The organism is Arthrobacter sp. 05T47 (genome assembly GCF_056395825.1).
The window spans coordinates 1-16,364 of record NZ_JBFTKG010000011.1; the positions used below are offsets into that span (position 1 = coordinate 1).

Below are 16,364 nucleotides of genomic sequence, written 5' to 3' on the forward strand. Positions count from 1 at the left end.
GCGCCGGCGCTGTGGACCGTAGGTTCAGCGCCAGACTGCGCGGCTGGCTGTGCCACCGGCTCCGCGGCGGACTCGGTTCCGAGGGTGACCGCGTCCCGGACCGGCCGGAACTGCACCCGGTGGCCGGGCGCGGCCAGGGCGGGCTGCTCCCGGTCCAGGTCCCACATCCTGGCGCTGGTGCGCCCGATCAGCTGCCAGCCGCCGGGGGAACGCCGCGGATACACGGCCGAGTAGKTCCCGGCCAGCGCCACGGAGCCTGCGGGGACGGCCGTGCGCGGCGAGGTGCGGCGGGGCACTTCCAGCTGCTGGTTCTCCCCCACCATGTACCCGAAGCCGGGCGCGAAGCCTGCGAAGGCCACGGTCCAGACCTGGCCGGAATGGGCGGCGATCACGCCCTCGGCTCCAAGGCCGGTGAGCTGGCCGACTTCGGCGAGGTCTTCGCCGTCGTACACGGTRTCGATGACCACCAGCTCGCCGTCGCGCTGCACCGGTGCGGTGAGATCGAGCTGCAGCAGCCGGGCGGCGATACGCCGGGCCGAGGCCGGGGAATCGGCCGTGACCAGGACGGTCTCGGCGGCGGCCAGCACGTCCTGCTGGCCCGGCAGCGGCTTCTCCMGCAGTAGCGCCTGCAGGGCAAGCACGTCCTGCGTGCCGGAGAGCTCGGCGAGGACCGCGCGTGTTCCCACGGCCCGCACGGAGCGGACCTTCTGAACTGGGTGCTCTAGAACCGTGTGCTCTTGAACCGTGTCCTCTTGAACTGCTGCGTTCTCTAGCTTGGGGGTTTCCCCTGCTGTCTCAATCACGAGGTGCCTCACTCATTGTGCCGGAGAAATTTTGCCGGTGGAATTGTGCCGGTGGACAGGATCCGCTGAACCGGATCCGGGTCAGGCGTGGGCTTCCTGCAGGAGCCGTTCTTCTTCGTCGGTATGCGGGTTGCGCCCGATGRCGAGCCCGATCACCGTCACGATCGAGGCGACCGCGAGGTAGCCGGCGATCAGGAACCAGTTGCCGCTGGAGGCGAAGAGGGCGGTGAAGACCAACGGTGCGATGGCGCCGCCGAACACGCCGGCGATGGTGTAAGCAAGCGAGCTGCCGGCGTAGCGCAGCCGGGCCGGGAATTGCTCGGTGATGTARGCGGCCTGCGGGCCGTACATGAAGGCATGGAACGCCAGCCCGATCACGATGCCGATGGTCAGCGTGAGGACCGACTTGTCCTGGATCATGACGAAGAACAGCGGGATGTACAGGGCGGTTCCGACGGCGGCGACGCCGTATACGAGGCGGCGGTTGATCCGGTCCGTGAGGGCGCCCGCCGCGGGGATCAGGACCAGCTGGAAGGCGGAGCCGATCAGGATGGCGCTGAGTACGTTGCTGGTGGTCATGCCCAGTTGCTTGGTGGCRTAGACGGCCATGAAGACGGTGAGCAGGGAGTACAGCACGTCCGGGCCGATGCGGGACAGGGCGGCGGACACGAGAGCGCGGGGTTCCTTGGTGAAGACCTCCTTGATGGGGGCCTTGGGCGCYTCGCCGTKGGCCTGGATGGCCTTGAAGACGGGGGTTTCCTCGAGCTTGAGCCTGATYAGCAGGCCAAAGCCCACCAGCAGGGCCGAGGCGAGGAAGGCCACGCGCCAGCCCCAGGAGAGGAAGGCCTCGTCGGTGAGCGTCGCRGCGAGGATGGCCAGGACGCCGTTAGCCATCAGGTTGCCGGCGGGCGGACCGATCTGCGCGGCCGAGGACCAGAAACCCCGCTTCCGGGGGTCGCCGAATTCGCTGGAGAGCAGCACGGCTCCGCCCCACTCGCCGCCGACGCCGATGCCCTGCGCCAGGCGCAGCAGCACGAGGATGATGGGTGCGGCTATACCGATGGTGGCGTAGCCCGGCAGCGCGCCGATCACCACCGTTGCGATGCCGATCATCAGCAGGGTGGTCACGAGGACTTGCTTGCGGCCGATCTTGTCACCGAGCCGGCCGAAGATCACGCCGCCGATGGGACGGGCGAGGTAGCCCACCGCAAAGGTCGAGAAGGACAGCAGCAGCCCGACGTATTCGTCGTTACCGGGGAAGAAGACCTTGGGGAACACCAAGGCCGAGGCCACGGAGTAGATCGCGAAGTCGTAGTACTCCAGCGASGTGCCGGTGAGGCTSGCGAYGTARGCCTTRAGGGCGCCGGGYGGCATCCTCTTCTTGCTGGCGGCCGGGGTGGCCTGCTGCGGTGTGGTCATGGTTTTCCTCCAGGTGTGCGGGTGCTGCCTGTTGCTGGGGTGGAGCCAGCGGTAAATACGGGGTGGGTCCGGCACGATGCTGTGAACGCCGGCCGGGACGAAGGCAAGTGCCTTAGACGAACGCKGCGGTTTCGATTCCGGCGGCGTTGAGCGCCYCACGTACTGCGGCGGCCATGGTGACGGCTCCCGGGGAGTCACCGTGCACGCAGATGCTTTCSGCGCGGATTTTCAGGATGGAGCCGTCGATGGTGCGGACGGCGGAATCGGTGGCCATCCGGAGGACATGCTCAGYGACGAGAGCGGRATCCTCCAGCACGGCTCCGGGCAACGTACGGGATACCAATGTGCCGTCCGGGTTGTAGGCGCGGTCGGCGAAGGCTTCGGTGACTGCGCGAAGGCCGGCGGCCTCGGTGAGGCGGAGCACTTCGGAGCCCGGCAGGCCCAGGATCGGCAGGTTCGGGTCAACGGACTTTACGGCGTCGACGACGGCCTTCGCCTGGCCGGTGTGCGCGACAATYGCGTTGTAGAGCCCGCCGTGCGGCTTCACATACCGGACCGTGCCGCCCTCTGCGGCGGCCAGCGCCTGCAGAGCGCCGATCTGGTAGACGACGTCGTCCGCCAATTCGACCGGATCGATGTCCAGGAAGCGGCGGCCGAAGCCGGCGAGATCGCGGTAGCCGACATGGGCGCCAATCACGACGCCGGCGGCGACCGCCTCGCGGCAGGTCCGGCGGATAACGCTGGGGTCACCCGCGTGGAATCCGCAGGCCACGTTTGCGCTGGACACMGAGCGGAACATCGCCGYGTCGTCGCCMAGGGTCCAGCGTCCGAAAGACTCGCCAACGTCGCTGTTTAGGTCAATGGTTGCCATTTGTGATCCTCGTCTCATGATAGCCCCCTACCAAGGATGCAWYATTTTCACGGATTGTTCAACAATCCGACGATTCAACATTGGRACGATCGTGTAGATTCGGCACTATGACGACTCCCGATGCAGRTGCCGGATCAGCCCTCGGCGCGGCCGCGGCACGGCTGCGCGTGGCAGTTCCCTCCGTGGCGGACCGGGTGGCGGCCGAACTTCGCCTGCAGCTGGCCGAGGGAATTCTGCTGCCGGGCGCCCGGCTCACGGAATCAACCATCGCCGAAGACCTCGGCGTCTCCCGCAACACCGTCCGCGAGGCCTTCGCCGAGCTAGCGGCCGAACGCCTGGTGGTGCGGCACCCGAACCGGGGCGTCTTTGTGGCAAGCCTGGAGGCCGGGGACATCCACGACGTCTACACGGTCCGGCGCGCCATTGAAGTCAGCGCGATCCGCGGCGGCGGCAGCCCCGAGCGCGTGGCGGCGGTCCGCGCGGCCGTGGAAGAGGGCAAAGCTGCAGCAGCCGCCAACGACGAAGAGGCCCTGGGCAGCGCCAACCAGCACTTCCACGGCGCCATCGTGGCCYTGGCGGGCAGCAGGCGGCTGGATACGATCATGGCCCAGGTCCTGGCCGAGATGCGGCTGTTCTTCCACAAGGCCACGCTGGACGCGCACTTCTACCGCGGCTGGCTGCCGGACAACGAGGAAATCTGCAAGGCCCTCGAAKCGGRGGATCTGGACCGCGCCGGCGAGCTGCTGCTGGCCTATTTGGACCGGTCAGAGSAGCGCCAGGCCGCCGTCCACGGGGAGTGAACCTGCCCTACAGGGAGTGAACCAGCAGCCCGGACCTTACRCTGCSGGCGCYGCCGGCACGGGCACGCAGCCGCAGGACGCCCGGAGGACCAGGTCCACGGGGAAGGTCCTGTTCCTGGTGGGTRACTCGCTGTCGGAGTCGATGAGCGCCTCGACGGCGGCCTCRGCCATGGCCTGCACGGGCTGCGCGACCGTGCTCAGCGGCGGCCAGCTGTACTCCGCCTCRGCCGAGCCGTCGAAGGAGAAGACGGCCAGGTCCTCRGGAATCCGCAGGCCGGCCTCCTGCACTGCGCGCAGCAGGCCGACGGCCTGCAGATCGGAACTGACAAACACCGCGGTGGGCCGCTCCGCGGCCGCGAGCAGCCGCTGCCCGGCGCGGTAGCCGCCCTGGCGGTCGAAGTCGCAACGCACAATCGGCCCTTCCGGGAGCCCGGCCTCCGCGAGCCCCTGCTGCCACCCGATCTCGCGCCCGTCGAGGTCATTGCCGACATTCATGCCCATGACCAGCGCGATCTTGCAGTGGCCATGGCCCACCAGATGCTCGACGGCGCGCCGGGAGCCTTCTTGCAGCTCCACGCCCACCGAGTTGAAGCCCGGCACCTCGCTGCTGTGGTTCAGCAGCACGGCAGGGATCTCCGAATGCTCAAGCTCGGTCAGGTCGGGTTCGAACAGCACGCTGGAGAGGAAGACGCCGTCCACACGGCGGCTCGCGAGGTTCTTGACCTGGCGGCGTTCGCTGGCCGCCGAGCCGCCCGAGTTGGCCAGCAGCAGCGCATAGCCGCGCGCCGCTGCGGCTTCCTCCACGGCGCGGGCCAGGGTGGCGAAGAAGGGGTTGGTGGTGTCCGGAACCACCATGCCGAGCATCTCGCTGGAGCCCAGTTTCAGTGCCCTCGCCGCGGCGTTCGGCCGGTACCCCAAGGCACTGATGGCCTCGCGCACTTTCGCGGCCGTCCCCGGGGAGACCCGCTTGGGGCCATCGTTCACCACATAACTGACCACGGCGGTGCTGACACCAGCCAGCCGGGCCACGTCTTTGCGGGTGATCGTGGGCCTGGCGGAGGCTGGCGRGTGTGGCACAGTGACCATGCTACCGCCGGAGTTCCCCGGCAAAKCCTTCCCCAACTGATGCTTCGCGGCCGGATCCCGGTGCGTGCAGCCTGGCCGGGGCGTCGCCGTGGTCCGGCACGGGCAGCCGCTCCCCGCCGCGGAGGGCGGACTCGTGCGCCACGATCCCCGGGAGGGTGTAGCGGGCGGCYTCCCAGGCGTTCACCGGCGGCAGCGTTCCCGTGTCGACGGCGGTGGCGAAATCGTCYACCAGGAAGTGGTGGCTGCCTTCGTGCCCGTTGTGAAGTCCGCGGAACTCGGCGGGAAGCCGGCCGGCGTCGTGCACGGGCGCCAGGCCGGARCTGAAGGCGTCCCGCAGGGCCGGTGCGACSTCGGCCAGCGCAGGATCGTCAGCCGCAAGCGTGGCCCCGGTGGCCAGTTCGGCGCTGACATCGGTCACTGATTCCTTGTCCTGCCACACGCTGACCGTGGCCAGCTGCTCGAAGCTGGCTTCGGTGCCGAAGTACCGGAAGCGGCTTTCGCGCAGGTGGGAGGGGTAGCCGACGCGGCGCATCTCGTTGATGCGCATGGACCCGCCGGTTGAGAGYTCGAACAGCGCGGTGGCRTTGGAGAAGTCGTTGCCGAACATGCTSACRTCYTTGTCGAACACGCCGTCGCCGCGCTCGTCGGGGACGCCGATGCAGCTGACGCTGACGGCGTGGCCKCCGATTGCGCCCAGCACCCCGCCGGTGGAATGGGTCGGGTACAGCATGGGCGGGTAGCTGGCGGTGCGCTTCCAGTCCTCCCCGCCGCTGTACTGGTAGGCCTCGTAGAAGCCCAGGTCCATGTCGTGCACATAGTCGCCCTCGGCGTAGAARATGCGGCCGAACGCGCCYTCGGCCCKGCGTTTGCGGGCGTATACCGTGGCGGGGTTGTAGTAGCTCGTCTCGCCCATCATGTAGGTCAGCCCCGTCTCGCGGACGGCSTCGATGATCCGGGCGATTTCGTCCTCGCTGATGGCCATCGGCACCGCCGAGTAGACRTGCTTGCCGGCGCGGAGYGCCTGCAGCACCAGCGGCCCGTGCGTCCAGCGCTGGGTGAAGATCGCCACGGCGTCCACGCCGCCGTCGAGCATGGCCTCGAAGCTGGGATAGGTCCCGGCCAGGCCGAGCCGCTCCCGGAGGGCCTCGGCCCGTTCCGGCAGGACGTCGGTGACGTGGACTTCTGAAATTGCGGGGTGGGCGTCGAAGAGTTTGGCGAATGCGCCTGCGAACTGGCCGGCGCCAACAATGCCTAGTGAGAACGTCATGCACGCAAGTTTCACACCAGTTTCTACTCGAGTCAATAGCTGGTGGTGGGGGAATGTTTTCCGCCCGGAAACATTAAGGAAACGGTTGCGCATTGGAAAGTTACTCGTGTAGATTCAGGCCTCAGTTGTAATCCACGTCACAGCATCCACGTAACTGCGGAGGAACCACAAATGACCACCACAACTGCCCGCGGAGCCGCCCCGGCCCGCAAGGCGACCGGTACGGGAACGGGCAATGCTGCCCCCCGCCGCCGTCGCCGCCCCCGGACCGACCTGAAGGTTGCCCTGCTCTTCATCGCCCCGGCGATGCTCGGCTTCGTGGTGTTCTACCTTGTRCCGAGCATCCGGGGCCTCTACCTGAGCTTCACCGAATACAACATCCTCGGCACGCCAAAGTGGATCGGCGGCGCCAACTATGCGGCCATCGCCAAGGACCCMCTGTTCTGGAACGCGCTGGGCGTCACCACCCAGTACGTCCTGATCAACATCGTGCTGCARACGGTCCTGGCCCTGGGCCTGGCCCTCCTGATGCACCGGGTCGCCAAATCGACCTTCATCCGCGGCAGCCTGCTGCTGCCCTACCTGATGGCAAACGTCATCGCCGCGCTCCTGTGGTTCTGGCTGCTGGACTACCAGATCGGCATCGTGAACAACCTCATCGACGCCGTCGGCCTGCCCCGCGTCGCCTTCTTCGGCAGCGAGGAATGGGCCATCCCCACCCAGGCCCTGATCAAYACGTGGCGSCACATGGGCTACACGGCCCTGCTGATCTTCGCCGGCCTCCAGGCCATCCCCCAGGGCTTGTATGAGGTSGCCAACCTGGACGGCGCCTCACCCCTCCAGACCTTYTGGAAGATCACCATGCCGCTGCTCCGGCCCGTCGTCGTACTCGTCCTGATCGTCACCGTCATCGGCTCGTTCCAGGTCTTCGACACCGTCGCCGTCACCACGCAGGGCGGCCCCATCAACGCCAGCCGCGTCCTGCAGTACTACATCTATCAGCGGGCCTTCACGGAGTCTGACTTCGGTTACGGTTCGGCCCTYGCTGTCATCCTCTTCGTCATCCTCGCCCTGGTGGCCTTCATCCAGATGAAGTTCCTCAAGGGCAACGAGTCGGACCTGGACTAAGGAGTCCCAGCATGACTACTGCCACTTCAGCCATTCCCGCCAAGTCCCGCCGAATCACCGGCCGCCGCTTCAACTGGCGGCGCGCCGGAGCCTGGGCCCTCGTGGTCCTCGCCGTCGCCGTCTCGGTACTGCCCTTCTACTGGGTGCTGCGCACCTCGCTGTCCACCAACAGCGCCCTGGCTTCCAACGCCTCGAACCTGCTGCCGGCCGACTTCAACCTTGGTGCGTACAARCGGGTCTTCGGCCTCCARAGCGCCCAGGAGGCCATGGCGGAGGGAGGCTCCGGCGCCAAGATCGACTTCTGGATCTACCTGCGCAACACCGTGATCTTCGCCGGCATCACCACCGCCGGCGCCGTCTTCTTCAGCGCCATGGCCGCCTACGCCTTCTCCCGCTTGCGCTGGCGCGGCCGCAACGCCGTGTTCAGCCTGTTCCTGGCCACCATGATGGTGCCGCCGATCTTCACCGCGCTGCCCAACTTCCTGCTGATCAAGAACCTTGGCCTCCTGAACACCATGCTCGGGATGGTGCTGCCCTACCTCTTCATGACCCCSTTCGCGATCTTCTTCCTGCGGCAGTTCTTCCTGAACATGTCCCGGGAAGTGGAAGAGGCCGCCATGCTCGACGGCGCCAAGCACGTGCGCATCTTCTTCCAGATTGTGCTGCCAAACGCCGCGGCCCCGCTCGCCACCCTGGCGCTGCTGACCTTCATTGGGCAGTGGAACGAATACTTCTGGCCGCTGCTGGTCGGCAACCAGGARAACGTCCGCGTGCTGACCGTCGGCCTGGGCGTCTTCAAGTCCCAGTCGCCCCAGGGTGCCCCGGACTGGTCCGGCCTCATGGCCGCCACGCTCATCTCGGCCGTGCCGGTCCTGCTGCTCTTCATCGCCTTCGGCAAGAAGATCGTCAACTCCATCGGCTTCTCCGGCATCAAATAACACCCCATCCCAAAAGCCCACCCCAGATMCACCGTCCCGAAAGGACCCCCAGCATGAACAAGAAAGCATCCGGCAAGAAGGCAGTCGGCGCCCTCGCCGCCGCGGCCGCCGCTGTCCTAGCCCTCTCCGCCTGCGGAAGCGGCGGAGGCGCCTCAGCCGCCTCCGGCGAGGAAGCCAAGGGCGAGATCAGCTACTGGCTCTGGGACGCCAACCAGCTCCCGGCGTACCAGCAGTGCGCCGATGACTTCCACACGGCCAACCCGGACATCACCGTCAAGATCACCCAGCGCGGCTGGGACGACTACTGGAGCACGCTGACCAACGGCTTCGTCGCAGGCACCGCCCCGGACGTCTTCACCGACCACCTGGCCAAGTACCCCGAATTCGCCAAGACCGGACAGCTCCTGGCCCTGGACGAYGCCGTCGCGAACGATCACGTCGACCTCGCCCAGTACAACAAGGGCCTYGCCGATCTCTGGGTGGGCGAGGACGGCAAGCGCTACGGCCTGCCCAAGGACTGGGACACGATCTCCCTCTTCTACAACAAGAAGCTCACCGCCGACGCCGGAGTCACCGATGAACAGATGAAGGGCCTGAGCTGGAACGCGCAGGACGGCGGCACTTATGAAAAGGCGATCGCGCACCTGACCGTGGACAAGAACGGCAAGCGCGGCGACGAGGCCGGCTTCGACAAGACCAAGGTCGCCGTCTACGGCCTCGGCCTGAACAGCTCCGGCTCCGGCCAGGGCCARACCGAGTGGAGCTACCTGACCGGCACCACCGGATGGACCCACACGGACAAGAAYCCCTGGGGCACCCACTTCAACTAYGACGACCCCAAGTTCCAGGATTCCATCGCCTGGTTCGCCAGCATGGCGGAGAAGGGTTACATGCCCAAGCTCGAAACCACCGTCGGTGCGAGCATGGCGGACACCTTCGCCGCCGGCAAGTCTGTCATCAACGCYCACGGCTCGTGGATGATCGGCCAGTACACCGGCTACAAGGGAGTCAACGTCGGAATCGCCCCGACCCCCACCGGCCCCGACGGCAAGCGGTCCTCCATGTTCAACGGCCTGGCCGACTCCGTGTGGTCCGGGACGAAGAAGCCCGTTGCTGCCGTGAAGTTYGCCGAGTACCTGGGCTCCGCCGCGTGCCAGGATGTCGTGGCCTCCAAGGCCGTGGTGTTCCCCGCRATCACAACCTCCTCGGACAAGGCCGAAGCCGCCTTCAARGCCAAGGGCGTGGACGTGACCCCSTTCACCCAGCAGGTCAAGGAAGACACCACKTTCCTGTTCCCGATCGCCGACAAGGCGGCCAAGGTGGACGGCATCATGAAGCCGGCCATGGACGCCGTGGTCTCCGGCAAGCAGCCGGCCAGCTCCCTCTCGCAGGCCAACGACCAGGTCAACTCACTTTTCAACAAGTAAGCCTGTTCAAGTAAGCCTCTGAAGCCACAGCCGCCGGCAACTGCGGCGCCCGGTGCGCGGGGTCCCCAGCCGGATCCCGCGCACCAGCACCTGACTTCCGCACTACTGAAAGCGAATCCCATGCACCCCGTGCACCTGCGTTCTGCCGGCACCAGCCTCCTGCTGGCCTTCGACTCCGGCGAGGCCGAGATCGTCCACTGGGGCGCCGACCTCGGCGAACACCTCCCCGATCTGGCGATCCTCCGGGGGCCCGTCCCCCACTCCGCCCTCGACATCCCSGTCACCGCCGGGCTGCTYCCGCAGRCCTCCTCCGGCTGGGCCGGACGCCCRGGCCTCCGCGGGCACCGGACCACCGACGGCCGCCCCGGCCAGGACTTCTCGCCGGCCCTGCGGGTGGTTTCCGCCCRGGTGCAGGACGGCGGCCGCGGGGTGCTGATCATCCACCGGGATTCCGAGGCCGGACTCGAGGTCGCCTCGGAGCTCACCCTCCACCCCGGCGGCCTCCTCGAACTGGCGCACACGCTGACCAACAGCGGCACGGCCGAATACCAGCTCGAGGAACTGGCYACGGTGCTGCCGGTGCCGCGGGACGCCACGGAACTGCTCGACCTCACCGGACGCTGGTGCCGYGAAAACCACCCGCAGCGGCACGCCGTCCAGCAGGGAACCTGGGTCCGCACCGGCCGGCATGGMCGGACCGGCCACGATTCCTCGCTGCTGGTGGCAGCCGGGACCGCCGGCTTCTCCAACCGCCGGGGACAGGTGTGGGCCACGCATTTGGGCTGGAGCGGCAACCACGAACAGTACCTCGACAGCCTCACCGACGGCCGGCGSATGCTCGGCGCCACGGAACTGCTCGGCTCCGGCGAAGTGGTGCTCCACCCCGSCGGCAGCTACCGSACGCCGTCGCTCTTTGCCGCCTACTCCGGCCAGGGMCTGGACGGCATCACCGAGGCCTTCTACGACTGGTTCCGCGCCCGCCCGCAGCACGTGGACACCACCTCCGGGCGRCTGCGCCCCGTGGTGCTCAACACCTGGGARGCGGTCTACTTTGACCACCGCCTCGAACCCCTGCTGGAACTCGCCGAATCGGCCGCCGGGCTCGGCGTCGAACGCTTCGTCCTCGACGACGGCTGGTTCCGCGGSCGYCGCGACGACCACGCCGGCCTGGGCGACTGGTTCGTCGACGAGGGTCTGTGGCCCGGAGGCCTCACGCCGCTGATCGACGCCGTTACCGGCCACGGCATGGAGTTTGGCCTGTGGGTGGAGCCGGAGATGGTCAACCTGGACTCCGACGTCGCCCGCGAGCACCCGGAGTGGMTCGTGGGCCCGTCGGCGCTTTCCTACAAGGACGGCGGCCGGCTCCCGCACACCTGGCGCAACCAGCAYGTCCTGGACCTCGCCAACCCGGAGGCCTGGCAGTACATCTACGGCCGCCTCGACGCCCTGCTGCGCGAAAACAACATCGCCTACCTCAAATGGGACCAGAACCGCGACCTCACYGAGCACGGCCGCGGCGGCAGCCCGTCCGTCCACGAGCAGACGCTCGCGGCCTACCGGCTCTTCGACGCGCTCAAGRCAGCACACCCGGACGTGGAGATCGAAAGCTGCTCCTCGGGCGGGGCACGCGTGGACCTCGGCATCCTGCAACGCACCGACCGCGTGTGGGCCTCGGACTGCAACGACGCCCTGGAACGCCAGACCATCCAGCGCTGGACCCAGGCCATCCTGCCGCCGGAACTCGTCGGGGCGCATATCGGACCGACCACCTCGCACACCACGGCACGCACCCACGACATCTCCTTCCGCGCCATCACCGCACTCTTTGGCCACTTCGGCATGGAGTGGGACATCCGCGCGGCCACGGACGAGGAGCGGGCCACCCTGCGCCGCGTGATTGCGCTGTACAAGCGCCACCGCGCCCTGATCCATTCGGGCAAGCGGGTAAACGCGGATACCGCCGAGCCCACCTTGAGTGTCCACGGCGTGGTCGCCCACGACGCCGGCGAGGCCCTGTTCGCTGCCGTGTCSCTGGCGTCCTCCCCGACTGAGGTCCCCGGACTGGCCTCGCTGCCGGGCCTTGACCCGAAGCGGAGCTACCGCGTCCGGGCCGAACTGCCCACGCCCCTCGACGGCGACTACGCGCACACCTTCACCCAGATCCAGCCKCCGGCCTGGCTGGAAGACGGGGCCGTTGCCACCGGCGCCTTCCTCCAGCACGTCGGCCTGCCCCTGCCGGTCCTGAACCCGGAGCACGCCCTGCTCCTGCACGTCCAGGCCCTCTGACCGCCCGGCTCCACCCCCTGAAGGAACCCCATGACCAGCATCATCAGCCGCAGCGACGCCCCGGCGTCGGTGTCCGCGGTCACCAGTACGCGGCTCGCCGACGGGCGCGAACTCCTGTATTTCGACGACACCGACCGTCCCCGGCAGCGCCSGTCCAGGGACCGCCGCGAACTCCCCGAACGCGCACCCGCCGGGGAAATCCGGTACGACGCGCTGACCGGGGACTGGGTGGCGGTCGCCGCCCACCGGCAACACCGGACCCACCTGCCGCCGGCGGACGAGTGCCCGCTGTGCCCKAGCACCGAGGCGCGKCCCTCGGAGATCCCGGCGGCGGATTACGAYGTCGCCGTGTTTGAAAACCGCTTCCCCTCGCTCGGCCCGGAATTCGCCGCTGCCCCGGCAGCGCCGGGCTGGGGMACCCGCGGAATCGCCGGYGGCCGGTGCGAGGTCGTGGCSTTCACGCCCGAGCACACGGGGACGTTCGCCGCRCTCAGCAGCCGGCGCGTTCGCACGGTGATCGACGCCTGGGCGCACCGGACCGAGGCGCTYAGYGCSCTKCCGGGSGTGGCRCAGGTGTTCTGCTTCGAGAACCGCGGCSAGGACATCGGCGTGACACTGCAYCACCCGCACGGCCAGATCTACGCCTACCCCTATGTCACRCCSCGGGCCGCGGTSATGGCCTCGGCCGCCSGGCRGTTCCACGARGCGGCSGGCGGGACGGCCACCCTGACCGGGAGTATTTTGGCGGGCGAACGCGCCGACGGCGCCCGGATGGTGGTGGAGGGCGAATTCTTCAGCGCKTATGTGCCGTTCGCGGCCCGCTGGCCGTTGGAAATCCAYCTGGTTCCGCACCGCCAGGTTCCGGACCTGGCRGCGCTGACCGGCGCCGAGCGCGACGAGCTCGCCGTCCTGTAYCCGGACCTCCTGGGCCGCTTTGACGCGCTCTACRGCAGCCCGACGCCGTACATCAGCGCCTGGCACCAGGCCCCCGTTGACCCGGTCCTGCGCCGRTCCGGCTACCTGCACCTGCAGCTCACCTCGCCCCGGCGGGCYGCCAACAAACTCAAGTTCCTGGCCGGCTCCGAGGCYGCCATGGGCGCCTTCATCAACGACACCACGCCCGAAGAAGTCGCCGCACGGCTCCGGGACGCCAGGACAGGAACGGCATGACCACCACCAACAGCACACGGACGGCCCCGGCGGAGGCGCTGACCGGAGCCTTCGCCAGRCATTTCGGCCGCCRCCCCGACGGCGTGTGGCAGGCGCCGGGGCGGGTCAACCTGATCGGCGAGCACACCGACTACAACGAGGGCCTCGTCCTGCCTTTCGCCATCGACCGCAGCACCACCGTGGCCCTGGCAGCCCGGCCGGACCGCACCGTGCGGCTGGCCTCCGGGTTCCCGGGCGCCGAACCGGTCGAATTCGATCTCGACACGTTCAGCCCGGACCAGGCCGCGGGCTGGTCCGCCTATCCGGCCGGSGTGGCCTGGGAACTGGAACGCGCCGGCATCACGGTCCCYGGCTTTGACCTGTTCGTGTCCTCCGATGTRCCGGTCGGGGCCGGGCTGTCCTCCTCCGCCGCCCTGGARTGCGCCGTSGCCCTGGCCSTGTCMGATCTCACCGGRGCAGGCCTGGGCCGCCCCGAATTGGCGGACATCGGCCGGCGTGCCGAAAACAATGTGGTCGGTGCGCCCACGGGCATCATGGACCAGTCSGCCTCGATGCTCGGCACCARGGATTGCGCCGTCTACCTGGACTGCCGGGACCTCAGCTCCCGCGCTGTGCCGCTTGGCCTGGCGGAGGCCGGGCTTCTCTGCCTGGTCATTGACACGAAGGTTTCGCACGCCCACGCCAGCGGCGGGTATGCCCATCGCCGGGCCTCGTGCGTCCGGGGTGCGCGGGAAATGGGCGTGGGCGCCCTTCGGGATCTCGGCGCCGAAGACCTGCCCAGGGCTGGGCGCATCCTCGACGACGTGACCTTCCGCCGGGTCCGGCACATCGTTACCGAGAACGAACGGGTCGCCCGGACGGCGGAACTGCTCGGGACCCGCGGGCCGCTGGCCATCGGGGAACTGCTGGACGCCAGCCACCGCTCCATGCGGGACGACTTCGAGATCTCCTGCCCCGAACTGAACCTGGCCGTTGAGGCCGCCCGCGCCAACGGCGCGATCGGTGCACGGATGACAGGTGGCGGATTCGGCGGCTCGGCTATCGCCCTGGTTCCCGTCGACGACGCCGATCGGGCCAGGTCCGCGGTCCTTGCCCGCTTCACCGCCCGCGGGCTGCCGGCTCCGGACGTCTTCGCTGTCCTTCCGGCAGAAGGGGCGCGGCGGCTGTAATCAGCGCCCGTAGCGGGCACGCGCGGATGTCCGTCCGTGCAGCGCTGCCGCGGCCCAGGCGGACATCAGCAGCGCCACCAGCAGCAGGCCGGCGTCGCCCAGTTCCACGGACCCGAGCCAACTGGCCAGGGGGTCTCCGAGGCCGAACACCTCATGCATGGCCCCGCCCAGGGTGAGGACCGCAATGAAGAGGGCGGACACGGCAGAAATGCCCGTGATGGCGGCATTGAAGCCGAGTTTGCGCCGCGGATCCGTCAGGGCMGAGCGGTACATCCGCATCATGGCCACGCCGTTGACGGTGTCGCACAGCGTCATGGCGGCGGTGAACGCCAGCGGAAGCGCCATCAGGGCAAGCGGTGAGACGYCGGCCAGKGATGCCGCCGTCGYCATGACCAGCAGACCGATCGTGGWGGCGGTGTCGAAKCCCAGKCCGAAGAGGAACCCGATCACGWAGATGTTCCGCGGATGCCKGACCCGGGCCAGCGGACGCGMGAGCAGCCGGGCCACCARGCCCCTCGCGGCCAGRTCCTCGTGGGTGATSGAGGCACCATCGCGTGCACTGCGGTAAATCTTCAGCGTCCGGAGGAACGCCGAACCGTTGAAAGCGCCCAKGRCCAGCAGGAACAGCCCCGAYACGCMGCTGCCGATGATCCGCAGCAGCAGGTTTCCGGCAGTCCCCTCCTCCATRAAGCTGCCCACCAGCGAGGCCCCCGCGACCACGAGCACGCCGGCGAGGACCACCACGGARCTGTGGCCMAGGCTGAACGCGAAGCCCACACTGACCGGATCGCGGTGCTCGGCCGCGAACTTGCGGGTGGAGTTGTCGATCGCSGCGAGRTGGTCCCAGTCGTAGCTGTGCTTCACTCCTGCCAGGTATGCCGTCAGCACCAGCCCGASCCCCAGCGGCTGTCCGCCKCCKGCCGCACYGGAGMCCAGGAGYACGACGGCGGCAGCATGCAGCGCAGCCACCGCACCGAAGGTCACCAGGAGCCGCGTCCGCAGCGGCAGGTGCGCMCGCCGCCGGTACACGGCCGCCATCTGCCCGATCGTGGCCATCAGTATTTCCTCAAATCCAGMGGCTCCTGGCCGTACCAGCGCTTCCGCAGCAAGGTGGTGGCGGCTCCCGCAACCCGCCKCAGTTCTTCCGTGCTGTTSGAGAGCGACCTCATCACCAACCCGGCCGTTCCCAGCATGCTGGCGGTGAGCGAAATGCCGGTATGGGCACCGTAACCGGCCATGATCCCGTGCAGTTCATCGGCAAGTTCCTGGTCCACCCGCGGGTCCACSACAATCAGTGACCCCAGRTGGCTGTATCCCTCCATGAACGCCATGCCGGTGACRTCGGCCAGSGARGGGCGGAGGAGCACGTTGTCCAGGACCAGCAGCCCGGCCGCTTCCCCGGATTCGACCCGTATCTCAGTCCGCAGCCGCAGCTCCTCGTAGCGGAACGAGGCCCCGTCCGGMGACCACCCGGGCGTCACAATCTCGGCCATGATCAGGCTCGACGACGGCCGCACCGTCACGTGGGTATTCTGCCGGTAGCTGGCCTCCCGGTAGGCGATCAGCTGGTCCGGGGCGAGCTCCAAACGCGCCCCCTCCCCCAGCCGCAGCCGCATCCGCTGCTCGGCAAAAGATCCCGGAGTCCGGTAGATCTTGGTGGCCGACTGCGTCGCGAGCAGCARCTTCGCCCCRTCCGCCACCTCCACATCAATCACATAGAGGTCGGCCCCCARAWAGGCCCCGCCCGGGTTCACCAGSACATAACAAACCTGCCCGGASTCATCCAGGTAATGCGGCCGCAAAATCCTTAAAGCCCCGCGATGGTACTGATGCGTGGCCACCGAACGTCCTGCCCGATCGGCGACCAGAAGCTCAAGGTGACCCATCACGGGCCGATCAGCGGACGCGGGTGAAGGGGGCCGCGGCGTGGCGGGCACCGCGGAGCGGGCMCGGCCCCCTTCACCCGCGGGCGCCGGCCCAGGTGAGACAGCCGCCTGGGA

At 68.4% G+C, this 16,364-nt stretch carries 14 protein-coding genes; 7 read left to right on the forward strand and 7 right to left on the reverse strand.

The features are described from left to right. The 3 genes from AC1DEY_RS09960 to AC1DEY_RS09970 all read right to left on the reverse strand — a co-directional run. A partial coding sequence (locus tag AC1DEY_RS09960) for a 5-oxoprolinase subunit B family protein (RefSeq protein ID WP_476867898.1) occupies nucleotides 1-686 on the reverse strand: 686 nt, incomplete at its 3' end. 198 nt (nucleotides 687-884) lie between these two features. Then, nucleotides 885-2,222 (reverse strand): MFS transporter, encoded by a 1,338-nt coding sequence (locus tag AC1DEY_RS09965; protein WP_476867798.1) that lies wholly within the window; start codon nucleotides 2,220-2,222, stop codon nucleotides 885-887. 112 nt (nucleotides 2,223-2,334) lie between these two features. Next, nucleotides 2,335-3,093: a LamB/YcsF family protein gene (locus AC1DEY_RS09970; RefSeq protein ID WP_476867799.1), complete on the reverse strand. Its 759-nt coding sequence runs from the start codon at nucleotides 3,091-3,093 to the stop codon at nucleotides 2,335-2,337. A 107-nt stretch (nucleotides 3,094-3,200) separates the two neighbouring features. On the opposite strand from AC1DEY_RS09970, the gene AC1DEY_RS09975 reads away from it, so the two are divergent. After that, nucleotides 3,201-3,893, forward strand: a complete 693-nt coding sequence (locus tag AC1DEY_RS09975; protein ID WP_476867800.1) for a GntR family transcriptional regulator — start codon at nucleotides 3,201-3,203, stop codon at nucleotides 3,891-3,893. A 36-nt stretch (nucleotides 3,894-3,929) separates the two neighbouring features. Here AC1DEY_RS09975 and AC1DEY_RS09980 read toward each other — a convergent pair whose 3' ends face one another. Together AC1DEY_RS09980 and AC1DEY_RS09985 are read right to left on the reverse strand one after the other, a co-directional pair. Continuing rightward, the gene (locus AC1DEY_RS09980) at nucleotides 3,930-4,979 is read right to left on the reverse strand and encodes a LacI family DNA-binding transcriptional regulator (protein ID WP_476867801.1); all 1,050 of its coding nucleotides are present in this window, start codon (nucleotides 4,977-4,979) and stop codon (nucleotides 3,930-3,932) included. A gap of 1 nt (nucleotide 4,980) precedes the next feature. Beyond that, nucleotides 4,981-6,246, reverse strand: a complete 1,266-nt coding sequence (locus AC1DEY_RS09985; protein ID WP_476867802.1) for a Gfo/Idh/MocA family protein — start codon at nucleotides 6,244-6,246, stop codon at nucleotides 4,981-4,983. A 171-nt stretch (nucleotides 6,247-6,417) separates the two neighbouring features. On the opposite strand from AC1DEY_RS09985, the gene AC1DEY_RS09990 reads away from it, so the two are divergent. The 6 genes from AC1DEY_RS09990 (at nucleotide 6,418) to galK (ending at nucleotide 14,364) form a co-directional block, all read left to right on the forward strand. Continuing rightward, nucleotides 6,418-7,374 (forward strand): carbohydrate ABC transporter permease, encoded by a 957-nt coding sequence (locus AC1DEY_RS09990; RefSeq protein ID WP_441409119.1) that lies wholly within the window; start codon nucleotides 6,418-6,420, stop codon nucleotides 7,372-7,374. Between the two features lie 11 nt (nucleotides 7,375-7,385). Further along, the gene (locus AC1DEY_RS09995) at nucleotides 7,386-8,312 is read left to right on the forward strand and encodes a carbohydrate ABC transporter permease (protein WP_441409120.1); all 927 of its coding nucleotides are present in this window, start codon (nucleotides 7,386-7,388) and stop codon (nucleotides 8,310-8,312) included. A 53-nt stretch (nucleotides 8,313-8,365) separates the two neighbouring features. Then, complete coding sequence (locus AC1DEY_RS10000) at nucleotides 8,366-9,739, forward strand: ABC transporter substrate-binding protein (RefSeq protein WP_476867803.1); 1,374 nt, start codon at nucleotides 8,366-8,368, stop codon at nucleotides 9,737-9,739. A 120-nt stretch (nucleotides 9,740-9,859) separates the two neighbouring features. Beyond that, nucleotides 9,860-12,025, forward strand: coding sequence for an alpha-galactosidase (locus tag AC1DEY_RS10005; protein WP_476867804.1), 2,166 nt, complete (start codon nucleotides 9,860-9,862; stop codon nucleotides 12,023-12,025). A gap of 30 nt (nucleotides 12,026-12,055) precedes the next feature. After that, nucleotides 12,056-13,195, forward strand: a complete 1,140-nt coding sequence (gene galT / locus AC1DEY_RS10010) for a galactose-1-phosphate uridylyltransferase (RefSeq protein WP_476867805.1) — start codon at nucleotides 12,056-12,058, stop codon at nucleotides 13,193-13,195. Further along, nucleotides 13,192-14,364: a galactokinase gene (gene galK, locus AC1DEY_RS10015; RefSeq protein WP_476867806.1), complete on the forward strand. Its 1,173-nt coding sequence runs from the start codon at nucleotides 13,192-13,194 to the stop codon at nucleotides 14,362-14,364. Before galT ends, galK begins: the two co-directional genes overlap by 4 nt. Here galK and AC1DEY_RS10020 read toward each other — a convergent pair whose 3' ends face one another. Continuing rightward, entirely contained in the window at nucleotides 14,365-15,420 is a 1,056-nt protein-coding gene (locus tag AC1DEY_RS10020; protein WP_476867807.1) for a HoxN/HupN/NixA family nickel/cobalt transporter, read from the reverse strand. Then, nucleotides 15,420-16,250 carry an urease accessory protein UreD gene (locus AC1DEY_RS10025; protein ID WP_476867899.1) on the reverse strand — a complete coding sequence of 277 codons (831 nt, stop codon included), beginning with the start codon at nucleotides 16,248-16,250 and terminating at the stop codon, nucleotides 15,420-15,422. The genes AC1DEY_RS10020 and AC1DEY_RS10025 overlap by 1 nt, the downstream gene beginning before the upstream one ends. Between the last annotated feature and the right edge of the window lie 114 nt (nucleotides 16,251-16,364).